Source organism: Pyxidicoccus sp. MSG2 (assembly GCF_026626705.1).
Lineage (GTDB): Bacteria > Myxococcota > Myxococcia > Myxococcales > Myxococcaceae > Myxococcus.
In genome coordinates this window covers 8,249,551-8,272,539 of sequence record NZ_JAPNKC010000001.1, presented here as the reverse complement: position 1 = coordinate 8,272,539, position 22,989 = coordinate 8,249,551, and the positions used below count along the sequence as shown (strand labels likewise).

20 protein-coding genes and 1 pseudogene are annotated in these 22,989 nt (G+C 70.2%); 11 read left to right on the top strand and 10 right to left on the bottom strand.

Annotated features, from left to right (window positions below; translation table 11 throughout):
- The first annotated feature begins 48 nt into the window (after positions 1 to 48).
- Both OV427_RS32515 and OV427_RS32510 read left to right on the top strand, forming a co-directional pair.
- A complete protein-coding gene (locus tag OV427_RS32515; protein ID WP_267860097.1) occupies positions 49 to 1,236 on the top strand; it encodes a polymer-forming cytoskeletal protein in 1,188 nt (395 codons plus the stop codon).
- 406 nt (positions 1,237 to 1,642) lie between these two features.
- Positions 1,643 to 1,831, top strand: coding sequence for a hypothetical protein (locus OV427_RS32510; protein ID WP_267860096.1), 189 nt, complete (start codon positions 1,643 to 1,645; stop codon positions 1,829 to 1,831).
- Positions 1,832 to 1,863: 32 nt separating this feature from the next.
- Here OV427_RS32510 and OV427_RS50850 read toward each other — a convergent pair.
- The 3 genes and pseudogenes from OV427_RS50850 to OV427_RS32500 all read right to left on the bottom strand — a co-directional run.
- A pseudogene (locus tag OV427_RS50850) lies at positions 1,864 to 1,935 on the bottom strand (hypothetical protein); the annotation flags it as partial.
- Positions 1,936 to 2,155: 220 nt separating this feature from the next.
- Positions 2,156 to 3,352, bottom strand: a complete 1,197-nt coding sequence (locus OV427_RS32505; protein ID WP_267860095.1) for a cytochrome P450 — start codon at positions 3,350 to 3,352, stop codon at positions 2,156 to 2,158.
- 110 nt (positions 3,353 to 3,462) lie between these two features.
- A complete protein-coding gene (locus OV427_RS32500) occupies positions 3,463 to 4,389 on the bottom strand; it encodes a LysR family transcriptional regulator (protein ID WP_267860094.1) in 927 nt (308 codons plus the stop codon).
- Positions 4,390 to 4,471: 82 nt separating this feature from the next.
- On the opposite strand from OV427_RS32500, the gene OV427_RS32495 reads away from it, so the two are divergent.
- The 6 genes from OV427_RS32495 (at position 4,472) to OV427_RS32470 (ending at position 10,430) form a co-directional block, all read left to right on the top strand.
- Positions 4,472 to 5,707, top strand: coding sequence for an acyl-CoA dehydrogenase family protein (locus tag OV427_RS32495; RefSeq protein ID WP_267860093.1), 1,236 nt, complete (start codon positions 4,472 to 4,474; stop codon positions 5,705 to 5,707).
- Positions 5,708 to 5,712: 5 nt separating this feature from the next.
- A complete protein-coding gene (locus OV427_RS32490) occupies positions 5,713 to 6,531 on the top strand; it encodes an SDR family oxidoreductase (RefSeq protein WP_267860092.1) in 819 nt (272 codons plus the stop codon).
- 15 nt (positions 6,532 to 6,546) lie between these two features.
- A complete protein-coding gene (locus OV427_RS32485; RefSeq protein ID WP_267860091.1) occupies positions 6,547 to 7,623 on the top strand; it encodes a phosphotransferase family protein in 1,077 nt (358 codons plus the stop codon).
- On the top strand, positions 7,623 to 8,315 hold the full coding sequence (locus OV427_RS32480; RefSeq protein WP_267860090.1) for a histidine phosphatase family protein: 693 nt from the start codon (positions 7,623 to 7,625) through the stop codon (positions 8,313 to 8,315). The genes OV427_RS32485 and OV427_RS32480 overlap by 1 nt, the downstream gene beginning before the upstream one ends.
- Positions 8,316 to 8,328: 13 nt before the next feature.
- Entirely contained in the window at positions 8,329 to 9,075 is a 747-nt protein-coding gene (locus OV427_RS32475; protein ID WP_267860089.1) for an SDR family oxidoreductase, read from the top strand.
- A gap of 65 nt (positions 9,076 to 9,140) precedes the next feature.
- Positions 9,141 to 10,430, top strand: a complete 1,290-nt coding sequence (locus OV427_RS32470; protein WP_267860088.1) for an Nramp family divalent metal transporter — start codon at positions 9,141 to 9,143, stop codon at positions 10,428 to 10,430.
- Between the two features lie 7 nt (positions 10,431 to 10,437).
- Here OV427_RS32470 and OV427_RS32465 read toward each other — a convergent pair whose 3' ends face one another.
- Positions 10,438 to 11,313, bottom strand: coding sequence for a bifunctional transcriptional activator/DNA repair enzyme AdaA (locus OV427_RS32465; RefSeq protein WP_267860087.1), 876 nt, complete (start codon positions 11,311 to 11,313; stop codon positions 10,438 to 10,440).
- A 162-nt stretch (positions 11,314 to 11,475) separates the two neighbouring features.
- Between OV427_RS32465 and OV427_RS32460 the strand changes: the two genes are divergently transcribed.
- Both OV427_RS32460 and OV427_RS32455 read left to right on the top strand, forming a co-directional pair.
- On the top strand, positions 11,476 to 12,117 hold the full coding sequence (locus OV427_RS32460; RefSeq protein WP_267860086.1) for a glutathione S-transferase family protein: 642 nt from the start codon (positions 11,476 to 11,478) through the stop codon (positions 12,115 to 12,117).
- Between the two features lie 212 nt (positions 12,118 to 12,329).
- A complete protein-coding gene (locus tag OV427_RS32455) occupies positions 12,330 to 13,463 on the top strand; it encodes an IS30 family transposase (protein ID WP_267857086.1) in 1,134 nt (377 codons plus the stop codon).
- Between the two features lie 167 nt (positions 13,464 to 13,630).
- On the opposite strand, the gene OV427_RS32450 is transcribed toward OV427_RS32455, so the two are convergent.
- On the bottom strand, positions 13,631 to 14,872 hold the full coding sequence (locus tag OV427_RS32450; RefSeq protein WP_267860085.1) for an FG-GAP repeat domain-containing protein: 1,242 nt from the start codon (positions 14,870 to 14,872) through the stop codon (positions 13,631 to 13,633).
- 343 nt (positions 14,873 to 15,215) lie between these two features.
- On the opposite strand from OV427_RS32450, the gene OV427_RS32445 reads away from it, so the two are divergent.
- Positions 15,216 to 16,502, top strand: a complete 1,287-nt coding sequence (locus tag OV427_RS32445) for an alpha/beta fold hydrolase (protein WP_267860084.1) — start codon at positions 15,216 to 15,218, stop codon at positions 16,500 to 16,502.
- Positions 16,503 to 16,546: 44 nt separating this feature from the next.
- On the opposite strand, the gene OV427_RS32440 is transcribed toward OV427_RS32445, so the two are convergent.
- The 5 genes from OV427_RS32440 to OV427_RS32420 all read right to left on the bottom strand — a co-directional run bounded on the left by OV427_RS32440 (position 16,547) and on the right by OV427_RS32420 (position 22,898).
- Entirely contained in the window at positions 16,547 to 17,635 is a 1,089-nt protein-coding gene (locus OV427_RS32440; RefSeq protein WP_267860083.1) for a potassium channel family protein, read from the bottom strand.
- Positions 17,636 to 17,654: 19 nt separating this feature from the next.
- Positions 17,655 to 18,863, bottom strand: coding sequence for a twin-arginine translocase subunit TatC (gene tatC, locus OV427_RS32435; RefSeq protein WP_267860082.1), 1,209 nt, complete (start codon positions 18,861 to 18,863; stop codon positions 17,655 to 17,657).
- A 42-nt stretch (positions 18,864 to 18,905) separates the two neighbouring features.
- Entirely contained in the window at positions 18,906 to 19,403 is a 498-nt protein-coding gene (locus tag OV427_RS32430) for a twin-arginine translocase TatA/TatE family subunit (protein ID WP_267860081.1), read from the bottom strand.
- Between the two features lie 134 nt (positions 19,404 to 19,537).
- A complete protein-coding gene (locus tag OV427_RS32425) occupies positions 19,538 to 20,818 on the bottom strand; it encodes an MFS transporter (protein WP_267860080.1) in 1,281 nt (426 codons plus the stop codon).
- A gap of 40 nt (positions 20,819 to 20,858) precedes the next feature.
- On the bottom strand, positions 20,859 to 22,898 hold the full coding sequence (locus tag OV427_RS32420) for a methyl-accepting chemotaxis protein (RefSeq protein WP_267860079.1): 2,040 nt from the start codon (positions 22,896 to 22,898) through the stop codon (positions 20,859 to 20,861).
- Positions 22,899 to 22,989: the final 91 nt, after the last annotated feature.

Sequence of the window (22,989 nt, the reverse complement as noted above, 5' to 3'; positions counted from 1 at the left end):
GGGCGTCCCCAGCGGTTGCCTTGAAGGCCACCAGCACGGGAGCGCGCCATGTCCACGGTCAGGTCCATGCAGTCACGCGGAGGGGGACGGGTGCCGGTCGCCTGGGTGCTCGCCATGCTCGTGCTGGGCGTGGCGTTCCCCGGCATCGCGCGGGCCGCTGACGTGCGCACCGGGGACAAGGTGGTGGTGGGCGCGCAGGAGGTCATCGACGATGACCTGTATGTCTTCGCCCAGGAGGTGGACATCCAGGGCACGGTGCGCGGCGACGTGGTGACGGCGGCGCGGAGGGTCACGCTTCAGGGCAACGTGGAAGGCGACGTGTTCGCGGCCGCGGCGAAGACGGTGGCGAAGGGCCAGGTGGGCGGCAGCCTCCGGAGCGCCACGAGTGACCTCGTGCTGGGGGCCACGGTGGGCAAGGACGCGCTGCTCGCCGGCAACCAACTGCGCCTGCTGCCCCAGGGGAACATCCCGGGTGACCTCCTCATCGCCGGGAACTCGGTGGACATCCGCACGCCCGTGGGGAGGGACATGCGGGTCGCCGCGCAGAAGGTCACCCTGGCCGCGCCGGTGCGGGGCACCGTGAATGCCGAGGTGAACACGCTGGACTTGGCCGAGGGGGCCAGTATCGGCGGAGACCTGAGCGTCACCTCCGAGCATTCGGTGCAGGTGCCTCCCGGGGCGGTGGCGGGCAAGGTGGAGCGCATACCGGCCCACGAGGAGAGCGCGGGGAGCACCGCGCTCGGCGTGCTCTATCTCTGGGTGCGCTCCATCATCGGACTGTTCGCGCTGGGGCTGTTGCTGGCGCTGCTGGCGCCAAGGCTCGCGCGGAGCGCACCGGCGGTGCTGAGGGAGAAGCCGTGGCAGAGCCTGGGCCTGGGACTGATGGCCTTCGTGGCCGCCCCCATCGTCGCCTCCCTCCTCTTCGGGGTGGGGCTGATAGTGGGGGGCTGGTGGCTCGGCGTGTTCGTGCTGGGCCTCTACGCGCTGGCGCTCCTGGCGAGCTTCCCCGTGGTGGGGATGCTCATCGGCAGGCAATTGCTGGAGCGCTTCGGCAAGCACGGCCCTTCGCTGGTGCTGGCCCTGCTGACGGGCCTCGTCCTGCTGACGCTCCTGCGGCGGGTGCCGTACCTTGGCGGCGTGGTCGCCCTGGTCACCATGTTCTTCGGCCTGGGCGCACTGCTGCTCGCCCTCCGGCGCCAGCGCGGCCCCGGCACCCCGGTCAGCGCGCCCGCCTGAGTCAGGTGGAGCCGAGAACTCGGGCCGGACTGCACCAGAAAGCAGAGGGCCGTCCCCATGAGGGACGTCAGAGCCCTCGCCCGGTGCGTCGTCCGGCCCCGGCTGCGCGTGGTCGGGAGGAGTGCCGCCTCGGCGCGAGCCGCCGGAGTCGTCCGCCTTCGCCAGCGCGCGCCAGAGGGCCTCCGCCGATTCGAGGACGTCCTCCCGGTACACCTCCTTGTTCCTCTCCGTCAGCACGCGCACCCACTCCGCCAGCGTGCCCCACACCAGCGCTTCGCCCACCCTGGCGCAGCCAGGCACCAGCGCCCCCTCCTGCTCTCCCTTCTGGAGCACCTCGCGCACCATGGCCCGCGCCGCACTGCCAGGCGCCGGATGTCCTTCGACTTCCGGGTGCCGGTGCAGGAAGGTGAAGGCGAAGGGGCCGGGCAGCCCCAGAGCCCAGTGCGTCAGCGCATTCCAGAAGGTGAAGAAGGCCTCGCGGAAGCTGACGCCGTCCGCCCCGTGCTTGCAGAAGAAGGCCCAGTCCACCTCCCGGCAGAAGGTGTCCTCGTGGAAGCTCCGCACCGTCTGGGCGAAGTGCTGCTTGCTGCCGTAGCGCCGGTACAAGCTGCCCACCGACATCCCCACGGACCGGGCCAGCTCCTCGGCCTTCACGTGCTCGTAGCCATGCCGGCCCAGCACCTCCGCCGAGCTCTGCATCATCCCCGAGAGGTAATGCTCCGCGAACCCCATCCCCTACCCCCTCCTGCCCCCCTTCCGGGGCGGCCGTCCCGTGGAAGGAATGTTCCTTCCACCATTCCCTTCTACCGGAGGGGGCTGACATGGCAGGTTGGAAGGGGGCGCGCCTCCCGTGAGGTAGGCCCTCGCGGCCAGCTCATCCTCTCGATTTCATCGAGTCAGCGCGTGGGACCCACGCACCTCACCTCGCGTGGGCCACCACGGGCATCTTCACCGGGCCGCGCACCGTCATCGAGCGGTTCCACTCCATCGGCCCGGCCGGCGTGAAGCGGGCAAAGCGCGTCAGCAGCGCCTCCAGCCCGAGCCGCGTCTCCAGCCGCGCCAGCGGCGCGCCCAGGCAGAAGTGAACGCCGTGCCCGAAAGGCAGGTTGTTCGTCCCCTCGCGGTCCATGTCGAAGGTCTCCGCGCCGGGGAAGTGCGACTCGTCACGGTTGGCCGCGCCCATCATCAGCGCCACCGGCGAGCCCTTCGGAATCGTCACGCCGCGAATCTCCGTGTCCGTGGTTGTGACGCGCATGATGGCCTGCACCGGCGGCTCGTAGCGCAGCACCTCCTCCAGGAAGCGCGGAATGCGCGAGGTGTCCTTGCGCAGCCGCTCCAGCACGTCCGGGTGCTCCATCAGCAGCCGCAGCGAGTGGCTCATCAGGTGGATGGTCGTCTCCAGCCCGGCCACCAGCAGCAGGAACATGAAGTTCATCAACTCCGCGTCGCTGAGCGACTCACCGTCCACGCGCGCGTTGATGAGGTCCGTCACCACGTCATCGCGGGGCTCGGCGCGGCGGCTGGCCAGCACGCGGCCCATGTACTGCTCCGTCTCCTTCACCGTGGCGCGAATCTCCGCCATGCGGGCCGTCTCCTGCCCGGGGCTGGGACCGATGGAGGTGATGCTGGTGAGGTCATCCGCCCAGCGCTTGAACAGGTGGTGCTGCGTGGGGTCCAGTCCGATGAGCTCGCCGATGACGCTCGCGGGCAGCGGCAGACAGAAGGCATCCACGAAGTCCACCGGCGTGCCCTCGGGGATGCGGTCCACGATCGCGCCCGCGAAGGCGCGGATGCGCGGCTCCAGGCGGGCCAGCACGGGCGGGCCGAAGGCGCGGTTGACCAGCGTCCGCAGCCGCGTGTGGTTCGGCGGGTCCATGCCAATCATCGAGTCCGCGAACGGGTTGTGCCCCAGCCACGCCGGCTTCGTCACCACGCGCATGCCGATGCTGGAGAACACCTGCGGGTTCTTGAAGGCCGCCACCACGTCGTCATGCCGGGTGAGCACCCAGTAGCCGCCCGGGTCCACCTGACACACGGACGAACGGCGCAGCTCCGCATACGTCGGATAGGGATTGGCCCGGACCTCGGGCACCAGCAGGTTCACACGTCCACTCATGGGCGCGAATCCTCGCCCGGGTGCGGGCCCGCAGGGAACCGGGGTATTCGCCGACACGGCCGGCTTCAACTGACTGTCGCTGCGGGCACCGCCGCCAGTGTGAGCCCCCGCTACCGCGCCCGTTTCTCCAGCTCACCCGCGAGAGCCAGCAACTCCGAGCGCAACCACTTGTTGCGCGGCTCCGAGTCCGACTGCCGATGCCAGTAGAGATGCAGCTCCAGCGGAGGGAGGGCCAGCGGCATGGGCAGGATGTGATTGCCCAACAGCGCGTGCAGCGCCTCCGCGCGGCGCCGGGGCATGGTGAGGAGCAGGTCGGAGCCGGAGACGATGTGGAAGGCGGCCTCGTAGTGCTGGCAGCGCACCGTGACTTCGCGCTGGTAGCCCAGGCGGCTGAGCACCAGGTCCTCCACGGCCAGGCCCGTGCGGCGCGAGGACCGGGTGACGTGCCGTGCGGCCATGTAGGCCGCCACGTCCAGCCTGCGCCGCCGCCGGCTCACCACGCAGAAGGTGTCGCGCAGCAGCGGGGCATGCCGCAGGTCCGCGCCCGTCGGCTGCTCCACGTCGACGGACAAATCCAACCGCCCCGACGCGAGGTCTCGCTCCAGCCGCGCCCTGTCCAACCGGACGCTGGCGACGCGCGCCTCGGGGGCCCGCTCGCGCAGGCGTGTCACGAGGTGCGGAAGGATGGACGGCTCCAGCAGGTCGTTCATCGCGAGCGTGAAGTGGCCCACGTCCCGCCGGGGCTCGAAGCCGCGCGTGTGGTGGACGGCGCCGTCGAGCAGCGCGAGCGCCTCGCGAATCTCCGGCGCCAGTCGCTCCGCGAAGGGCGTGGGGGCCACACCCCGGCCCTCGCGCACGAAGAGCGGCTCCCTCAACTGGTCCCGCAGGCGGGCGAGCGCATGGCTCACCGCCGACTGACTGAGGAAGAGGACCTCCGCGGCCCGGGTGAGGCTCCGCTCCCGGAGGACGACGTCGAACACCCGGAAGAGGTTGAGGTCCAGCCGTGCGAGCCGGGCGGAATCCTGAACTGGGTTCATGGGAACACATGACCAACATTCACTGGATGCATCAAGCCCGGATACGGAGGATGGGGGCACTCAAGCTGGAGGAGGACCCGCGATGGACTTCGAGCCGAGCGCCCGAACCAAGGACTACCTGGAGCGCATCAAGCGGTTCATGCGCGAGCACGTCGACCCCGTCGAGTCCCGCTACCGCGAGGAGGTGAACGCCACCTGCCACGGCGGCGACTGGAAGACGTGGAAGGTGCCGGCGGTGATGGAGGAACTGAAGGCCCGGGCGAAGGCGGAGGGGTTGTGGAACCTCTTCCTTCCCGACACGAAGCTCGGCGCGGGCCTCACCGTCCTCGAGTACGCGCCGCTGGCCGAGGAGATGGGCCGCAGCTTCATCGCCCCCGAGGTCTTCAACTGCAGCGCCCCCGACACCGGCAACATGGAGGTGCTCTGGAAGTACGGCTCCGAGGAACAGCAGGCGCGCTGGCTCACCCCTCTGCTGGCGGGCGAAATCCGCTCGGTGTTCTGCATGACGGAGCCCGAGGTGGCCTCGTCGGACGCCACCAACATGCAGGCCACCGCCGTCGTGGACGGCAATGACGTCGTCCTCAACGGCGGCAAGTGGTGGTCTTCCGGCCTGGGCCACCCGAACGCGAAGGTCATCATCTTCATGGCCCGCACGCCCGACACCGGAGGCGACCGCCACCACCAGCACTCCATGGTGCTGGTGCCCATGGACGCCAGGGGCGTCAACATCAAGCGCATGCTGCCCGTGTTCGGCGACTTCGACGCCCCGCACGGCCACGGCGAAGTCCACTTCGACAACGTGCGCGTGCCCGCCTCCGACATCATCTCCGGCCCCGGCATGGGCTTCGAGATTGCCCAGGGACGGCTCGGGCCCGGACGCATCCACCACTGCATGCGCTGCCTCGGCGCGGCGGAGAAGGCGCTGGAGTTGATGATTGACCGGGGCATGAAGCGCACTGCCTTCGGCAAGCAGCTGCTCAACCTGGGCGGCAACCGCGAGCGCGTCGCCGAGGCCCGCGTCGCCATCGACCAGGCTCGGCTGCTGACGCTCTACGCCGCGTGGAAGATGGACCAGGTCGGCGCACTCGGGGCGATGACGGAGATTTCCGCCATCAAGGTGGCCGCGCCCAACGTGCTCCAGAAGGTGGTGGACGACGCCATCCAGATTCACGGCGGCGCGGGCGTGTCCCAGGACACCCTGCTGTCCGGCTTCTTCGCGCAGGCGCGCACCCTGCGGCTCGCGGACGGCCCGGACGAGGTCCACAAGGGCCTCATCGCCCGCATCGAGCTGGCGAAGCGCGGCCACTCCCGGAGCTGAACGCCATGGCCGACCAGCGCATCTTCATCACCGGCGGCGCCAGCGGGCTCGGCAAGTCCATTGCCCTGCGCTTCGCGCGCGCGGGGTGGAAGGTCTGCATCGCCGACCTCCACGAAGCCCGGGGCGCCGAGACACTGGCCGCCCTCGGCGCGGACGGGCACTTCCTGCGCTGCGACGTGACGCGCGAGGAGGACCTGCGCGCCGCCGCGGAGACGCTCCAGGCCCGCTGGGGCGGCGTGGACGTGGTGGTGAACAACGCGGGTGTCGCCCAGGCCGGCGCCATCGAGGACGTATCCATCGACGACTGGCGGTGGATCATCGACATCAACCTGCTGGGCGTGGTGCGGGGCTGCAAGGTCTTCACGCCCGTGTTCCGGCGGCAGGGCCACGGGCACTTCGTCAACGTGGCCTCCATGGCAGGCCTGCTCGATGTGCCGATGATGAGCAGCTACAACGCCACCAAGGCGGCCGTCGTCTCGCTGTCGGAGACGCTGCACAACGAGCTGGCGGAGGCGAACATCGACGTCAGCGTCGTGTGCCCGTCGTTCTTCAAGACGAACCTGGGCGACTCGCTGCGCACCACGGACCCGCGGCTGGGCGCCACCATGGCGCGGCTGCTGGAGCGCTCGGCCATCACCGCGGATGACGTGGCCAACGACGTCTTCCAGGCGGTGGAGAAGCGGCGGTTCTACGTCCTGTCCCATGCGGAGGGCCGCAGGGCCTGGTTGATGAAGCGCTTCCTTCCGCGCGCCATCTACGCCAGGGTCATGCGCAAGAGCACCGCCCGGATGCGCCCGCGCCCCGGCCCCGCACCGACGACCTGAGGGAGAGAACGCGCCATGCCTTCCACCACCCCCATCGACCCGTCCGGCGCCGTCCGCCCCGGCGAGGAGCTGAACGTCCCCGCCGTGGATGCCTGGCTCAAGGCCCGCGTCCCTTCGCTGGAGGGCACGCCGGAAATCACCCAGTACTCGGGCGGCGCCTCCAACTGGACGTACCGGCTGAAGTACCCGAACCGGGACCTCATCCTGCGCCGGCCTCCTTCGGGGACGAAGGCGAAGTCCGCGCACGACATGGCCCGCGAGTACAACGTCCAGCAGGCGCTGAAGCCGGCCTACCCGGCCGTACCCACCATGGTGGGGCTGTGCCAGGACGCGTCCGTCATCGGCTCTGACTTCTACGTCATGGAGCGCATCGAGGGCATCATCCCACGCAAGCACATGCCGCGCGGCCTGCAGCTCGACACTGCCACGACGCGGCAGCTGTGCCTCAACGTCATCGACAAGCTGGTGGAGTTGCACCAGGTGGACGCGGCGGCCGTGGGGCTGTCCTCGCTGGGCAAGGGGCCGGGCTATCCGAAGCGGCAGATTGAAGGCTGGTCCGACCGGTACGAGAAGGCCCGCACCTGGAACGTCCTGAGCTTCAAGTACGTGCGCGACTGGCTCAAGGCCCACACGCCGGACGACGTCGCCACCTGCGTCATCCACAATGACTGGCGCTTCGACAACGTGGTGCTCGACGCGTCCGAGCCCACGCGCGTCATCGGCGTGCTCGACTGGGAGATGGCCACGCTGGGCGACCCGCTGATGGACCTGGGCAATGCCCTGGCCTACTGGGTCCACGCGGATGACAACTTCATGCTGCGCATGACGCGGCGCCAGCCCACGCACCTGCCTGGGATGCTCCGGCGTGAAGAGGTGGTGGAGTACTACCTCGACAAGATGAAGCTGAAGCCGGGCAACTGGACCTTCTACGAGGTCTACGGCCTGTTCCGGCTCGTGGTCATCATCCAGCAGATCTACTACCGCTATCACCACAAGCAGACGCGCAACCCGGCGTTCAAGAACTTCTGGGTGCTGGCCAACTACCTCGGCCTGCGCTGTGAGCGGCTCATCCGCACGAAGGGAGCGCGCTGATGGGCGTCGTGTACCTCGTCCGCCACGGACAGGCCTCTTTCGGGGCCGCGGACTATGACCAGCTCTCGGAGACGGGCGTGGCGCAGTCGCGGGTGCTCGGGGAGACGCTACGGGCCCGGCTGCCGCGCGTGGACGCCGTCGTCACGGGCACCCTGACGCGCCACCGGCAGACGGCCGACGCGTGCCTCGCCGCACTCAAGGTGGAGGCCAGCCCGAAGCGCCTGGCGGCCTTCGACGAGTTCGACCTCGACGAGCTCATCGTCCGCCACGCGCCGCGCTACGCGGACCGCACGCTGCTGATGCAGGACATCGCCGCGGCGCCGGAGCCTCGCCGCGCGTTCCAGGAGTTGTTCACGGAGGCCGTGGCCCGCTGGGTGAGCGGCCGGCACGATGACGAATACGCCGAGCCCTGGCCTGGCTTCCGCGAGCGCTGCATCCGGGCACTGGACGCGCTCATCCAGGAACTGGGCGCCTCCAAGACGGCGCTGGTGTTCACCTCCGGCGGCCCGATTACGGCCATCTGCCAGGACCTGCTGCGCATTCCCGACGAGCACGCCTTCCGCCTCAACACGGCCCTGGCGAACTGCGGCGTCACCAAGGTCGTCTACAGCGAGCGCACCCGGTTCCTGTCCACGCTCAACGAGCACGGCCACTTCGAGGGCGCGCAGCGTGCCCTCCTCACCTACCGCTGAGGGCCCGCCTCCCATGCGAAAGAACATCCTGATTACCGGCGCCAGCTCCGGCCTGGGTGAGGGCATGGCGCGCGAGTTCGCCGCCCTCGGGCGCAACCTGGCCCTCTGCGCGCGCCGCACCGAGCGGCTGGACGCGCTCAAGGCGGAGCTGCTCCAGAAGCACCCGGGCCTCACCATTTCCGTGCGGGCGCTCGACGTGAATGACCACGCGCAGGTGTTCAGCGTGTTCGACGCCTTCGCGCAGGAGCTCGGCGGCCTGGACCGCATCATCGTCAACGCGGGCGTCGGCCAGGGGAAGCGCATTGGCACCGGCCACTTCGCCACCAACGTGCAGACGGCGCAGACGAACTTCGTCGCCGCGCTCGCGCAGTGCGAGGCGGCGGTGGGAATCCTTCGCAAGCAGGGCCAGGGACACCTGGTGACGATTTCCTCCATGAGCGCCATGCGCGGACTGCCCAAGCACCTGACGGCGTATGCCGCGACGAAGGCCGGCCTCGCCACGCTGACCGAAGGCATCCGCGCCGAATTGCTCGGCACGCGCATCAAGGTCACCACCATCTACCCGGGGTACATCCACACGGAGCTGAACGCGGGGGCGAAGAACCTCCCGTTCGCCGTGGACTCCGAGAAGGGCTCACGCGCCCTGGTGAAGGCCATCGAGCGCGAGCCGGCGAAGGCCTACGTGCCGGGCTGGCCATGGGCGGCGGTGGGCTTCCTCCTGCGCAACCTGCCGCTCAGGCTCGTGGCACGGATGTCTTGAGGCGGCGGGAGCCGGTGCCGCCCCTGGCCTCACGCCGGAGGGGCGGCTAGCGTTCCCCGCCCCTCATGACGGCCAACGTCCCTCCTCCCGCGCAGTCCACCGCCACGGCGCCTCCGGCCCGGCTCGGGCTGATGGCGCGCTTCGGCCCTGGCATCCTCGTGGCCGCCACGGGCGTCGGCGCGGGAGACCTGCTCACCGCCAGCCTCGGTGGCTCCACGGTGGGCGTGTCCATCCTCTGGGCCGCCCTCCTCGGCTCGGTGCTGAAGGCCTTCCTCAACGAAGGCATCGCCCGCTGGCAGCTCGCCACCGGCACCACCGTGCTGGAGGGCTGGGCGCGGTTCGGCGCGGGCCTTCGCTACCTCTTCTTCATCTACCTGCTCGGCTGGAGCTTCTTCACCGGTGGCGCCCTCATCTCCGCGTGCGGCGCCGCGGGGGACGCGCTGTGGCCGCTGAGCAGTGACGCGGAGACGTCCCGGCGCATCTGGGGCGTGGTGCATTCCCTCATCGGCCTGGGGCTCGTCTGGTTCGGCGGCTTCCGCCTCTTCGAGAAGCTCATGGCCGCGTGCACCGGCCTGATGTTCGTCGCCGTCCTCTTCGCCGCCGTGGGCACGGGCCCGGACTGGGGCGCCGCCGCGCGTGGCCTCGTCGTCCCCTCCATTCCAAAGGGCGGCGCGGGCTGGATTCTGGGACTGCTGGGCGGCGTGGGCGGCACCGTGACGCTGCTCTCGTACGGCTACTGGATTCGAGAGAAGGGCCGCGAGGGCTCGCAGTGGCTGAAGACGTGTCAGGCCGACCTCGCCGTGGGCTACTCGCTGACGGGGATGTTCGGCATCGGCATGGTGCTCATCGGCTCCACGCTGCGGCTGGAGGGCAGCGGCCTCAAGGTGGCCAACCTGCTCGCGCAGCGGCTCGGCGAGGTCATCGGCCCCGCGGGCTACTGGCTCTTCCTCCTCGGGTTCTGGGGCGCCGTCTTCACCAGCCTGCTCGGCGTCTGGGAGGGCATTCCCTACCTCTTCGCGGACTTCCTCCGCATCCACCGCAAGCAGCCCGTGCAGCAGACGGATTTGCGAAGCACCCGGGCCTGGCGCCTGTACCTGGTGGCGCTGGCCCTGGTGCCCCTGCCCATGCTGTGGGCGCCCTTGCAGCGCGCACAACTGGCCTACGCGGTGGTGGGCTCGCTGTTCATGCCGCTGCTGGCCTCCACGCTGCTGTGGATGAACAACCGGCGGTCCTGGGTGGGGCCGCTGCGCAACAACTGGCTCATCAACGCCGCGCTCGCCGCCACGCTGCTCCTGTTCCTCCTCGTCGGGCTCGACGAGGCCCTGGAAGCGCTCCGCAAGCTCCAACGGCCGTGAGCCGGACTCAGGCTTCCGCCGCCCGCGCCGCTCCGTCGTCGTTCTCCGCGCCATAGCGCAGCGACTCCCACGCGAGCATCACCTGCTTGCGCGCCGGGCCCCAGCGGTAGTCCCCGAAGACGCCCGTCTTGCGCAGCACGCGGTGGCAGGGGATGAGCAGCGCCACCGGGTTGCCCCCCACCGCCGAGCCCACCGCGCGCACCGCCTTCGGGTTGCCGATGGCGCGCGCGATGTCCTCGTACGTGGACACCTGCCCCGGGGAGATGCGCAGCAGGGCCTGCCACACCTGGACCTGGAAGGGCGTGCCCTTCACCAGCACCGACAGCGGCGTGGGCTCGCGCGGGGGCTCGGTGGGGAAGATGCGCTCCGCCCAGGACGCGGTGCCTTCGCGTGACTCCACGAAGGCGGCGCGGGGCCACTGCTCGCGCAGCGACGTCAGGGCCTCCTCCGCGGACTCGCCGGTGAGGAAGTGCAGGCCGCAGATGCCGCGCTCGCAGGCGGCGATGAGGCAGTCCCCGAAGGGCGACGGGTGGATGCCGTACCGCACGGTGAGCCCCTCGCCGCCCAGCTTGAACTCGCCCGGCGTCATCGCGGTGAGGGTGATGAAGAGCTCGTGCAGGCGGCCGCCGCCGGACAGGCCCACGGAATAGGACGTGTCCAGCACGCTGCGCCGCTCGGCCAGCAGGCGTCGGGCCGAGCTCAGCGTGTGCACCTGGAGGAAGCGCTTGGGGCTGATGCCCGCCCAGCGCGTGAAGAGCCGCTGGAAGTGGAAGGGACTCAGCCCCACGTGCGCGGCGACGTCGTCCAGGGACGGCTGCTCGCGCGCATGGGCGTCGAGGTAGAGGATGGCCTGCTCGATTCGTGCGTAGTCGCTGGTCGCCATGGGAAAGGTCGCTCCTGGACTTGGGTATGGCCCCCGGGGCGCTCACGAACAACCCGGTTCTTGCGCCCGCCCGCCGCCGCCGAAGGCCGCAAGGAGCGGGTCGTCCGCCCGGGGCGTGCTCCCTACCCTGCCTCGCGTCCCACCCGTCCCGGAGCCCTCACCATGCGCCTCTACGACTATGCCCCTTCCGCCAACGGCTACAAGGTCCGCCTCCTGCTCTCCTGGCTCGACAGGCCCTACGAGCTGGTGCCCGTGGACATCTTCGCGGGCGAAAGCCACACCGAGGACTTCCTCCGGAACAAGAACCCCGACGGCCGCATCCCCGTGCTCGAGCCCGAGCCGGGCCGCTTCCTCGCCGAGTCCAACGCCATCCTCCTGTATCTCGCGCGCGGAACGGCGCTGCTACCCGAGGACGCCTTCGAGCGGGCGCAGGTGGACCAGTGGCTCTTCTTCGAGCAGAACAGCGTGGAGCCCAACGTGGGCACCGTGCGCTTCTGGCAACTGACGGGGCGCGCCTCCCGCCACCCGGAGACCTTGCGCCTGCGCACGGAGCGCGGCCATGAGGCGCTCACCGCGATGGAGCGCCACCTTCACGGGCGCACCTTCCTCGTGGGCGAGCGCCCCACCGTCGCGGACCTCGCGCTCTATGCGTACACGCACGTGGCGCCCGAGGGCGGCTTCGACCTCGGGCGCTACCCCGCTGTGTGCGCGTGGCTGGAGCGTGTGAAGTCGCGCCCCGGCCACATCGGCGCGCTGGCGCCCTACACCGCCAACGCGCACGTCGTCACCACGTCGGCGGCCTGACGACCCCAGCACGACCTGGCGCGCGGACGTGCGCTGACTGCCAGCGTGTACGCACGCGGCCTGTCCCGGGAGCGGGGAGGGAGCGTCCTGTTCGGAAATGTCGGGGGTCTTGCGCGGCGGTCTCAACCGGTGAACGCACCAGTCGGGATGCACGGCATAGCGGCGTGCATCCGGGGAGGTGTCCGGTGCAGAGGCGAGGCAAGCTCGGCAGGATGAGTGCAGAGGACTGGCTGGCGGTGCGGCGCTCGGTAGCGGCCGGGCAGACGCTGGAGGCGGCAGCGCGGGCGGCAGGGGTGAGTGAGCGCACGCTGCAGCGGCTGCGCCCTGGGGCGGGCAGCATGATGCAGAGGGCCCACGTGCGTTCCGCTTTGCGGCTGTCGGTGCAGGAGCGCGAGGAAATCTCGCGGGGGCTGCGGGCGGGCGACTCGCTGCGTGCCATCGCGAGGCGCCTGGGCCGGGCGGCCTCCACGCTCAGCCGTGAAGTGGCCCGTACCGGTGGGCGCAAGCGCTACCGGGCGTGGCGCGGCGAGCGGGGCGCAACGCACCGGGCACGGCGTCCCAAGCACACGAAGCTGCAGGAGTACCCACGGCTGCGCCAGGAGGTGGAGCGGCGGCTGGAGGAGTGCTGGAGTCCTCAGCAGGTTGCCGCCAGTCTCAAGCGAGACTTCCCGCACTGCCCCGAGCTGCACGTGTCCCACGAAACCCTTTACCGCAGCCTCTACGTCCAGACGCGCGGCGCCCTGCGCAAGGAGCTCACCGCGTGTCTGCGCACGGGCCGCACCCAGCGCCGGCCCCAGGGGCGCACGGACCTACGCGGCCAGTTGCCGGACAAGCTGATGCTGAGCGCGCGTCCACCCGAAGTCGAAGACAGGGCCGTGCCAGGCCATTGGGAGGGTGACCTCATCCTCGGTAAGCAAGGCAAGTCCGCGGTGGGCACGCTGGTGGAGCGCCACAGCCGCTACGTCATGCTGCTGCACCTGCCCGAGGGCCGCACCGCGGGCCACGTGCGCCAGGCCCTCACCCACAAGATTGGCCAGCTGCCTGACGCCCTGCGCCGCAGCCTCACCTGGGACCAGGGCAAGGAGATGTCCGAGCACGTGCGCTTCACCCTCGACACCGCCGTGCAAGTCTACTTCTGCGACCCGCACAGCCCCTGGCAGCGCGGCAGCAACGAGAACACCAACGGCCTGCTGCGCCAGTACATGCCCAAGGGCATGGACTTGAGCCACCTCTGCGCGCAGCAACTCGATGCTATCGCCGCCCAACTCAACAGCCGCCCGCGCCAGACACTCGACTGGCACACCCCCGCCGAGGTATTCGCCCGAGCCGTTGCGATGACCGGTTGAGACCGCCCGCGGCGAAATGTCCCGACATTTCCGAACAGGGAGCCTCCGACCTCGCCCCTGACCGGCTCGAGCGGCTACCGGATGGATGCGCGGAAGGCACGTGAAGCAGAGGGAATGCACATCGTCGCCGGCATCCCCCTGACCTCGATACCGCTACGCGAAGCACCTCAGTCGTTGTTCGTCCCCGGCCGCACGCCGCCGTAGAAGGCACCATACGGCTGGAAGGACCAGAGCGCCGCGCCCCACCGCTCGTAGAGCTTGAGCGTGCCGGGGGCGAACATCGTGTCGTAGTAGCAGCCGGCGACGCCCATCCCCAGCTTCAGCTGCGGGCTGCCGGCGAGCACGCGCGGCCCTACGCCCGCCTGTTGCAGCGTGGCCACCGGAGCGGAGTAGTCCGGCTCGCCGTTGTTCGCCAGCGGGTAGGTGAACACGTTGCAGGAGATGTAGCCGGGCTCGCAGAGGTTCTTGTAGTCCGCGTAGGAGACCTCCTGCCCCAGGAAGCCCGTGTTGAGGGCCTCGGTGGAGAACTCGGCCAGCTTCGCGCCGTCCGGGATGCGCAGCACGTGGACGTACGGCGTCAGCACCCAGTACGCCTTCCGCACGTAGTTGGGCGACACGAAGATGGGAGGAATCTGGCAGTCATCGCTCCGCTGGAAGTGCGTGAAGAACCGCCACTGGCTGCCGGACACGTAGAGCTCCGGCGTGCCCCACGGGTCGCTGCCCACCGCCACGCGGTAACCGTTCGTGTAGTAGCTGTTGTCCCACGGCTTGCGAGGCACCTGCGCGAGGTAGCCGTACAGCTCGCCGCCCGAGCGGTTGAACACCCGCACATGCGGGCCGCCTCCAGGGCCAGGGACGGTGACGATTTCCGCGATGCCGTCCCGCGTGACATCACCCGCACCCAGGCGCACGCCGCCCGTGAAGGACGGGTCATAGGCCCAGAACTCGTGCATGAGGTACGGGCCGCCGTTGATCTTCCACACGCGCACCAGCGGGCCGCCGCCACGGCCGGGCGCGGTGATGACCTCGTCGTAGCCGTCGCCGTCCACGTCGCCCGTGGCCACGAAGACGCCGCCGCGGAAGTTCGAGTCGTACGCGAAGAACTGGCTGAGGACCGCGCCGGTGTTGGGGTCCATCACCTTCACCAGCGGGCCGCCACCCTCGCCGGTGCCGGTGACGATGTCCGGGCGCCAGTTCGTGGTGACGCGGCCGGTGGCCATCTCCACGCCCGTGCCCATGGTGGACTCGTAGGCATAGAAGGAGACCCAGTTGCCGTTGGTGTTCGGGTCGAACGTCTTCACCGCCGGGCCTCCGCCCGGGCCGGCACCGGTGGCGTACAGCGGGGAGTTGGGCTTCGCGGACACCGTCGGCGCGACGGCGAGCGCCGCGAGCAGTAGCAGTTGCTTCATCGAGAGCGACCTCCAGGGGTGTGGGTACAGCGGCAGGGTGGACGGAGCCTTCCAGAAGGCCCTGACATCCCCGGAATCGAGTGAACTCCACGCAACGCTCGCCACGGAGGCGCGGCTTGACTCACGGCGTGCACGGGACTATCCGTACCCGCGATGACGCACTTCTCGTCCATGTGTCGAATGTCGATGCCGGGTGGGCTCCAGCCCGCCAGCGTCGGCTGACGTCCGTCGGACCGACACTGACGAGCCACCGGAGCCCACCCACCCGCGAGGGTTGGTGGGCTTCGTCGTTCCTGGACGCGCGCTCTCCCCTCGCCTCTTCCACCCGAGGAACCCGCGTCCCATGCCCACGCCCATTTCGCCCCTTCCCGCGCCCACTCCGCGCCTCTTCGACGTCGCCCTGCCCGACCTGCGGCTCGAGGCCGGCGCTCGTGTCTCGAATCACCTCGTCCGCGGCTGGTGGTGGGGGCCCGAGGAGGACCTCCCCTGGCTCCACTCCCACGCCCGAGTCCTCCCCGAGGAGGAGGTCCGCGCGAGCACCCTGCGCGTCGTGCGCCGCACCGTGGCCGAGCAGCGCCAGGCCGCCGAGCGCGCCCGTCCCCGGGGCCCGGCCCGCGCGCCCGCCCGCGTCCCCACGGTGCTGGTGGTGCACGCGCTCACCGGCGACATGCGCGCGGGTGGAGAGGACGGCTGGTGGGAGCCCCTCATCGGACCGGGCCGCGCGCTGGACCCGTCGCGCGCGCGGCTGCTGTGCTTCAACAACCTGGGCTCCTGCTACGGCACCACCGGCCCCGCCGACGAGGGCTTCCCGGGGCGGCTCGACGACGTGCGCTTCGGCCCGCCACCGCCCGTCGCCAAGGGAGACCTGCGCCAGGACGAGGCAAGGCTGCCCGCGACGATTACGCCGTGGGACCAGGCGCGCAGCATCCTCCTGGCGCTGGACGCGCTGGACGTGGACGAGGTGGCGCTCGTCACCGGCGGCTCGCTGGGAGGGATGATTGTCCTCTGCCTCGCGGCGCTCGCACCGGAGCGCTTCGCGCGCATCGCCCCCATCGCCACCGCCGAGTCCGCCACGTCCTGGGTGGTGGGCTTCAACCACGTGGCGCGGCAGGCGCTGCTATTGGACCCGGGCTTCCCGGAGGCGCCGCACCGGGGGCTGGAGCTGGCGCGGCAGCTCGCCATGCTCACCTACCGCGCGGAGCCAGGACTGGAGCGGGGCCAGGCCCGGCCCGCGGCGTGGTCCTCGCGCGCGCTGTACCCGGTGCAGAGCTACCTGGAGCACCAGGGCCGCAAGCTGGAGGCGCGCTTCGACGCGCGTGCATACCTGGCGCAACTCGGGGCCATGGACCACCACGACCTCTCGCGCTGCATCGACCGGGGGCTGCCGCGCATCCGGGCGAGCGCGCTGTGCGTGGGAATCAACCAGGACCAGCTCTTCCTCCCGCACCACATGGAGGCGCTGGCCCGCCGCCTGCGCGAGCACGGCCGCCATGCCGAGTACGCCGAGCTGTCCAGCCCGTACGGGCACGACGGCTTCCTCGTGGAGTGGGAGCCCATGGCCGCGCTCCTCACCCGCGCGCTCGCGCTCCCCGCGGGCCAGGGCTCAGCGGCGCGTGCCCAGGTGGCGTAGCACCGCGTCGGTGGCCTGCGTCGTGGACAGGCTGCCGGGCCCGCTCACCCCACCCTGCGCTGCCCCGGCACCTCTGGCGGCGCGTGGTTGGACCACGTCGGCGGCTCGGCCTCGCAGGTGAAGGCGCGCAGCCGGCGGTAGTCCGGGTACGACGCCTGGAGCGTCAGCACGTCCCCGGCCTGGACGACCTCGTCACCGCTCGGGTTGAGCCGCTCATGCTCTCCTCGCACCAGCGACAACGTCAGCGCGCCGAACCTGTCGCGCACGCTGGCGATGTTCAGCCCGGGCAGTCCCTCGCGCGCGGCGAACTGGGACACCACCATCAGGTGCTTGCCCAGGTGGAACGAGTGGATGATGCGCGGGTCCATGGCCGCCAGCGCCATGGCGGGCGCGGCCAGCGACGAGCTGGAGAGCGCCTCCGCCTTGAAGGTGTCGCGCACCTTGCCGCTCAAGTCATCGTCGAACAGGCGGATGACCACGCGGATGTCCGGGTTGAGCCGGCGCGCGTCGAGCGCGATGTTGAGGTTGGCCAGGTCGTCGTCCGTGGCGCAGACGATGGCGGAGGCGTGCTTCACGTTGGTGCGCGGCAGGCACAGCGGGCTGCGCGTGTCGTCGATGAGCAACGGCACCTGCTCGTCGCGCAGCGCGGAGACGAAGGCGGCGTCCTCGCGCTTCTCCACCACCACGACGTCGCGGCCCATCTCCTTCAATTGCGCGACGACGCGGTAGCCCACGCGTCCCGCCCCGCACACCACGACGTGGCCCTTCATCGTCTCGGTGACCACTTCAATCCACTCCTTGTCGTTCTTGTGCCGGGCGAAGAAGAGGTAGGCGAAGCGCACCACGCCATCCACCACCAGGGCAATGCCCACTGGCGGAATCACCAGGTTGACCAGCTCGATGAGCCAGTCGTGCACGTACGGCAGCGAGGGCTGGCCGTAGAGCAGGAAATAGACGTGGTGGAGCGCCTCGCCAAAAGTCAGGGGCGTACCGTCCGTCGGCACGTAGCGCCAGCAGAACAGCAGCGGCACCAGGAGGAACAGGGCCGCCGACAGCACCAGCGTGGTGCGGAAGCGCCGCGAGAGTGCCCGCAGGTAGCGCAGGTTGGCCTGGAGCTGCCGGCGGGACACCATCGACGCCTCCTCGGCGGGACTAGGACGCCGGGGTGATGCTGGTTTCCGCCGCGTTGCGCGCCCGGCGCCGCTCCACCAGCCACACGAGCAGCACGCCCAGCTCGTAGCAGGCCAGCATGGGGCCCGCCATCAGCGACAGATTCACCACGTCACCGGTGGGGGTAATCACCGCCGCGGCGATGAGGCACACCACGAAGGCATGGCGCTGGTACTTGAAGAGCCACTTCGACTGGACGACGCCCACCACGCCCAGCAGCGCCATCACCAGCGGCAGCTCGAAGATGATGCCGAAGGCGAGGATGAGCAGCAGCACCAGGGAGAGCTGCTCGTGCATGGACAGCATGGGCCGCGTCCACCGCGCGGCCTCGTGGCGCGCGTACCCGGTGGACAGCTCCTTCTCCAGCTTCCACAGGTCCGCCAACTCCTGCGAGCGCGTGGACGCCACACCCGCCAGCAGACCGGCCGCGCCGTCCAGGGCGCTCGCCGTCGTCGCATAGTCCTGGCGGCCGTACGCCGTCACCGCCTCCACCCGCTTCTCCACCACCTGCCGCAGCACGCCCCGCGCCTGCTGGGTGTCGAGGCCATCCGCCGCCGCGTCCACCAGCACGCCCAGCGCCTCCATGCGCGACTTCAGCTCCACGCTGACCGCGGGCGCCTGCTCCGGCTCGGGCACCTGGCCCTCACCGTCGGCGCGCAACATGTCGCTCGTCTCCTTGGCGAGCGAGCCCGCCCGCTCGACGTCGCCCACGCGCAGGAAGCGCAGGGCGTCATCCGCGCGCAGCCGGGCCAGGTCCAGCCGCTGCTCCAGCGCCAGCGTCTCCTCCTCGTTGAGGAGGAACTTGAACATGGAGGGCAGCACCGCGAAGTAGCAGAAGCACGCGCCCAGGATGAAGGCCATGGAGCCGAACGCCACGAAGGGCGCGGCGAAGCGGCGCTCCTCCGGGTACAGCCCCGGCGACACGAAGCCCCAGATTTGAAGCAGGATGACGGGCGTGGTGAGGAAGATGCCGCAGTACACGCCCACCTTCATGAGGACGTTTATCTCCTCGATGCCGGACGTGTAGATGAGGGCGCGGTTGCCCTCGGGCAGCGCGTCCAGCACCGGCCGCATCAGCAGGCCGAAGATGGGCCGGGCGAACACCAGCGAGACGGTGCCCAGCACGAGCACCGCGATGGTGCACTTGAACAGGCGCGAGCGGAGCTCCGCGAGGTGCTCCATCAGGCTCATGCGCAGGTCGGGCTCGGGGGCGACGGGCGGGGGACTCAGGACTCAGCTCCGTTTCGGCGCGTTGCGCGCCACCGTGCCGGGGACGGGGACCGGCGTATCAGGGGTGAGCGCCACCGGCTCGGCGGGGACCGTGGGCTCATGCAGCAACGAGGGCTCCAGCGGCCGGGGCCCGGTGGCATCCATCTCCAGCACCTGCGTCCCGGTGGAAGGAACGGGGATGGCGGCCTCCGGGGCCGGGGACTCCGTGCCCGCGAGGGCGGCATCCGGCGGGAAGACGGGCGCCTCGGGAAGGGCCACCGAAGGAGGGGGCGTGTTGGCGAAGGGCGTCCCGGGGCGCACGGGCGGCGTGGGCGCGGCGATGTCCTGGTCCATGGAGTAGAACTCACGCTCCACGACGTTGCGGACCTCGTCCGTCTGGCGCCGGAACTCCCGCATGAACTTGCCGAGACCGCGCGCCAGCTCGGGCAGCCGCTTCGGCCCGAGAATGAGCAGCGCGGCCACCGCGATGAGCACCATCTCGCCTGCGCCGATGTTGAACATGTCCTGAGGCACTCCCGGGAAAGCAGCCCGGGTTATCGCGCCCCGGACGGGCTGGCGCAACCGCTCGTCACATCCATGCGTCCGCCCGTCACCGCGGGTGGGCGGCAGGCGGGCAGGCGGGGCAAAACGCCCCATCACGAGTGCGGGGAGGCCTCGGGGGACAGGGGGACGGCGCCGCCCCTGGACGGAGGGACGGCCAGGGCCCGGGCCTGCTCCCGGGCGCGGACCCGACGCTCCACCACCCGCAGGATGGGCGGTACCGCCAGCGTCATCACGATGGACAGCCCGGCCACCTGCGACATGCCTCCCAGGGTGCCGTCCGGCAGGTCCGTCAACATCTGCACGCTGACGAAGGCGCCCACGGCCGCCGCCATGTGCTGGATGGCGGACTGCAGGGACATGAAGCGCGCGCGCACCGGATTCTCGGGCACCCGCGAGGTGAGGGTGTTGTAGGCCACGTTGCGCATGCCCATGGACAGCATGAAGGCCATGAAGAGCACCGGCACCGGCAGCCACCGCGGGTAGTTCACGAAGCCCACGTACGTGGACACCACCGCCAGCACCGAGCCCACCGAGCCCACGACGAAGGCGCCGTGCTTGTCCACCAGCGGGCCCGCCACGCGCAGGGTGACGAAGCTCACCAGGCCGCCCACGAAGTACGCGAAGCCCAGGCTCTCTCGCGGGTAGCCCAGGTTCTGCTGCACGAAGGAGGAGATGTTGGGGACCATGACGAAGCTGGCCATCATCACCACCGCCGTCATGAGGTAGGACAGCTGCACGTCCCCGCGCGAGAGCAGTTCCCACACGCCCACCGTGTTCACCGGCCTCCCCGAGTCCAGGTGTCCACGCACCGGGGGCAGGTAGAAGATGGCGCCCGCGGCCACGAGCAGTCCCAGCCCCGCGACCACGAGGAAGGGCGTGCGCCAGTTGCCCCACTCCGCCAGCCACAGCGCCAGCGGCACCCCGGCGATGGAGGCGATGGAGAAGGCCCCCATCACCGCGCCGAGCGCCCGCCCGCGCCGCTCCACCGGCACCAGGTCCGCGATGATGGACAGGGACAGCGACGTGGCTGGCCCGCCGAAGATGCCGGCCGCCACGCGCGCCAGCAGCAGCGTGGTGAGCCCCGTGGCGAGCCCGCCCGCCGCGGTGGCCAGCACCAGCCCCATCATGGACACCGCCAGCGCCTTGCGCCGGTCGAACCGGTCCAGGAAGTAGCCGCCCACCAGCCCCGCCACGCTCGCCGCCGCCGTGTACGCGCCGCCAATGGTGCCGATGTGCGAGGCGGCGATTCCCAGCCCCTTCGCGAAGTCCGGGCCCAGCGGCATCACCATCACGAAGTCCAGGATGTTGACGAACTGGACCGCGCCGATGAGGAACACCACCGCGCGCTCGGAGACCTGCCGTTGTGTGGCCATGCGGCCCCCTTCCTAAGCCATTCCCACCCGCTGCGCACGCCTACACACGGAAACGACGCACCTCGGCACGGAGGATTTCCGCCTGCCGCTGGAGGTTGTCGATGGCCTCCTCCAATTGACGCACCGAGCGTGTCTGGTGCTCGGACACGCCCTTGATGGTCTCCACCGCCTTGAGCACCTGCTCGCTGCCCTTGGTCTGCTCCTTCTGGGCGCGGTTGAGGTGCGTCACCATCTCGTTGATGCTCTCGATGGAGCGCGTAATCTGCTTGCTGCCGTGCGCCTGCTCCTGGCTGCTGCGCTGCACGTGGGCGGTGAGCGCCTTCATCTTCTCCGCGCTCTTCATGATCTGCTCGCCGCCCTTGGCCTGCTCGTTGGAGGCCTTGGAAATCTGGGACACCGTCTCGCTGATGCGGTGGATGGAGGCCGTCACCTGCTTGCTGCCTCTCGCCTGCTCCACGGTGGCGCGGGCAATGGCCTTCACCATCTGCGTGGACTTCTGGGTGCTGTCGTTGATTTTGCGCAGCGCCCCTTCCGCCTCGCGGCCCAGCTGCACGCCCTCCTCCACGTTGCGCACGCCCTGGTTCATCACCACGACGGCGTTGCGGCTCTCCTCCTGGATGCTGCGGATGAGCTCGGCGATTTCCTTCGTGGACGCGCCGGTGCGCTCGGCCAGGTCCTTGATTTCCTCCGCGACGACGGCGAAGCCCTTGCCATGCTCACCGGCCTGCGCGGCGATGATGGCGGCGTTGAGCGCCAGGAGGTTGGTCTGCTCCGCCACGTCGTCGATGACGTTGAGGATGTTGCCAATCTCGGAGATGCGCCGTCCCAGGCTGTCGATGACGCCGGCCGCGCTGCGGCTGGTCTCCTTGATGCGGTCGATGCCGGTGAGCGTCTTGCGCAAGGACTCCACGCCCGTCTGCGCGTCCTCGAAGACCTGCTCGGACAGGCGGGCCGTCTCCTTGGCGTTGGCCTCCACCTGGCCAATCGCGGCATCCATCTGGCTGATGGCCGAGGACGTCTCCTCCGTGGAGGCGGACAGCTCCTGGATGTTCTTGGCCACCTCCTTGATGGAGAACGTCATCTCTTCGATGGCGCTGGTGGTCTCCTCCACGCTGGCGGCCATGGCCTGGACGTTCTCCGCCACCTCGTCGTTGGTGGCGGCCATCTCCATGATGGAGGAGCTGCTCTCCTCGGCGCTCTGGTAGAGGACCTCCACGTTCTCGGCGATGCCGCGCAGCGAGGCCATCATCTCCACCATGGAGGAGGACGTCTCCTCCACGCGCGCCTGCACGGTGCCCGCGCCGGACGACACGGTGGTGCCGGTGCGGTGGATCTGCTCGATGACGCCAGCCACCACGTCCGACACGCCGCGCACGCGGCCCAGCGTGTCGCGCCAGCTCTGGGCAATGCGGTTGAGCGCCTCGGCGAGCTTCCCCAGCTCGTCCTCGGTGCCCACGTCCACGCGGCCGGTGAGGTCCGCCTCCGCGAGCCTGCGCGCCATGGTCATCATCGCGTCCAGCGGCACGAGGATGAACGCCCGGGAGATGAAGAAGGCCACCACCAGGAACAGCGCCAGGCCGATGCCGAACGCGAGCAGGACGACGTGGCGCAGCGAGGTGACGACCGCGTCCAGCCCGGAGAAGTCCACCACCACCAACACCTGCCCCATGCCGCTCTCGCGCAGCGACACCGGGCGCGTCACCACCCGGTTGCCGTTGGAGAAGCGGAAGCCGTTGAGCGACGCACCCTCCGGGCGTTCCCGCAGCTCCTGCTCGAACCAGTGCGGGGGGCTCACGGGATGGGTGGTCACCACCCGTCCATCCGCGGCGACGATGCCGAGGACCGCGAAGTCGTCATCCCCGCCGTGCAGGCGCTCCAGGCTCGTGTCGGGCTGGGTGCCCAGCACGCTGGCAATCTGCTCCGCCTTGTCCTCGCCGTGCTTCACCAGGCGGCCCTCGAGGTAGACCTCCACCTGCGACGGGACGACGAAGAAGAGCGTCCCGAGGATGAGGGCGAGCACCAGGGCGAAGGAGCCGAGCAACAGGCTTCGCAGGCCGGGTTTCTTGAAGCGGGCAGTCAAGCCCGGGCACTGTAGGGACTGAATCACCGGCAGGGCAAGAACCGGGGCCCCCGCCGTCGCTCCTCCGCTCGCCGGGGACCTGACTTCCCCG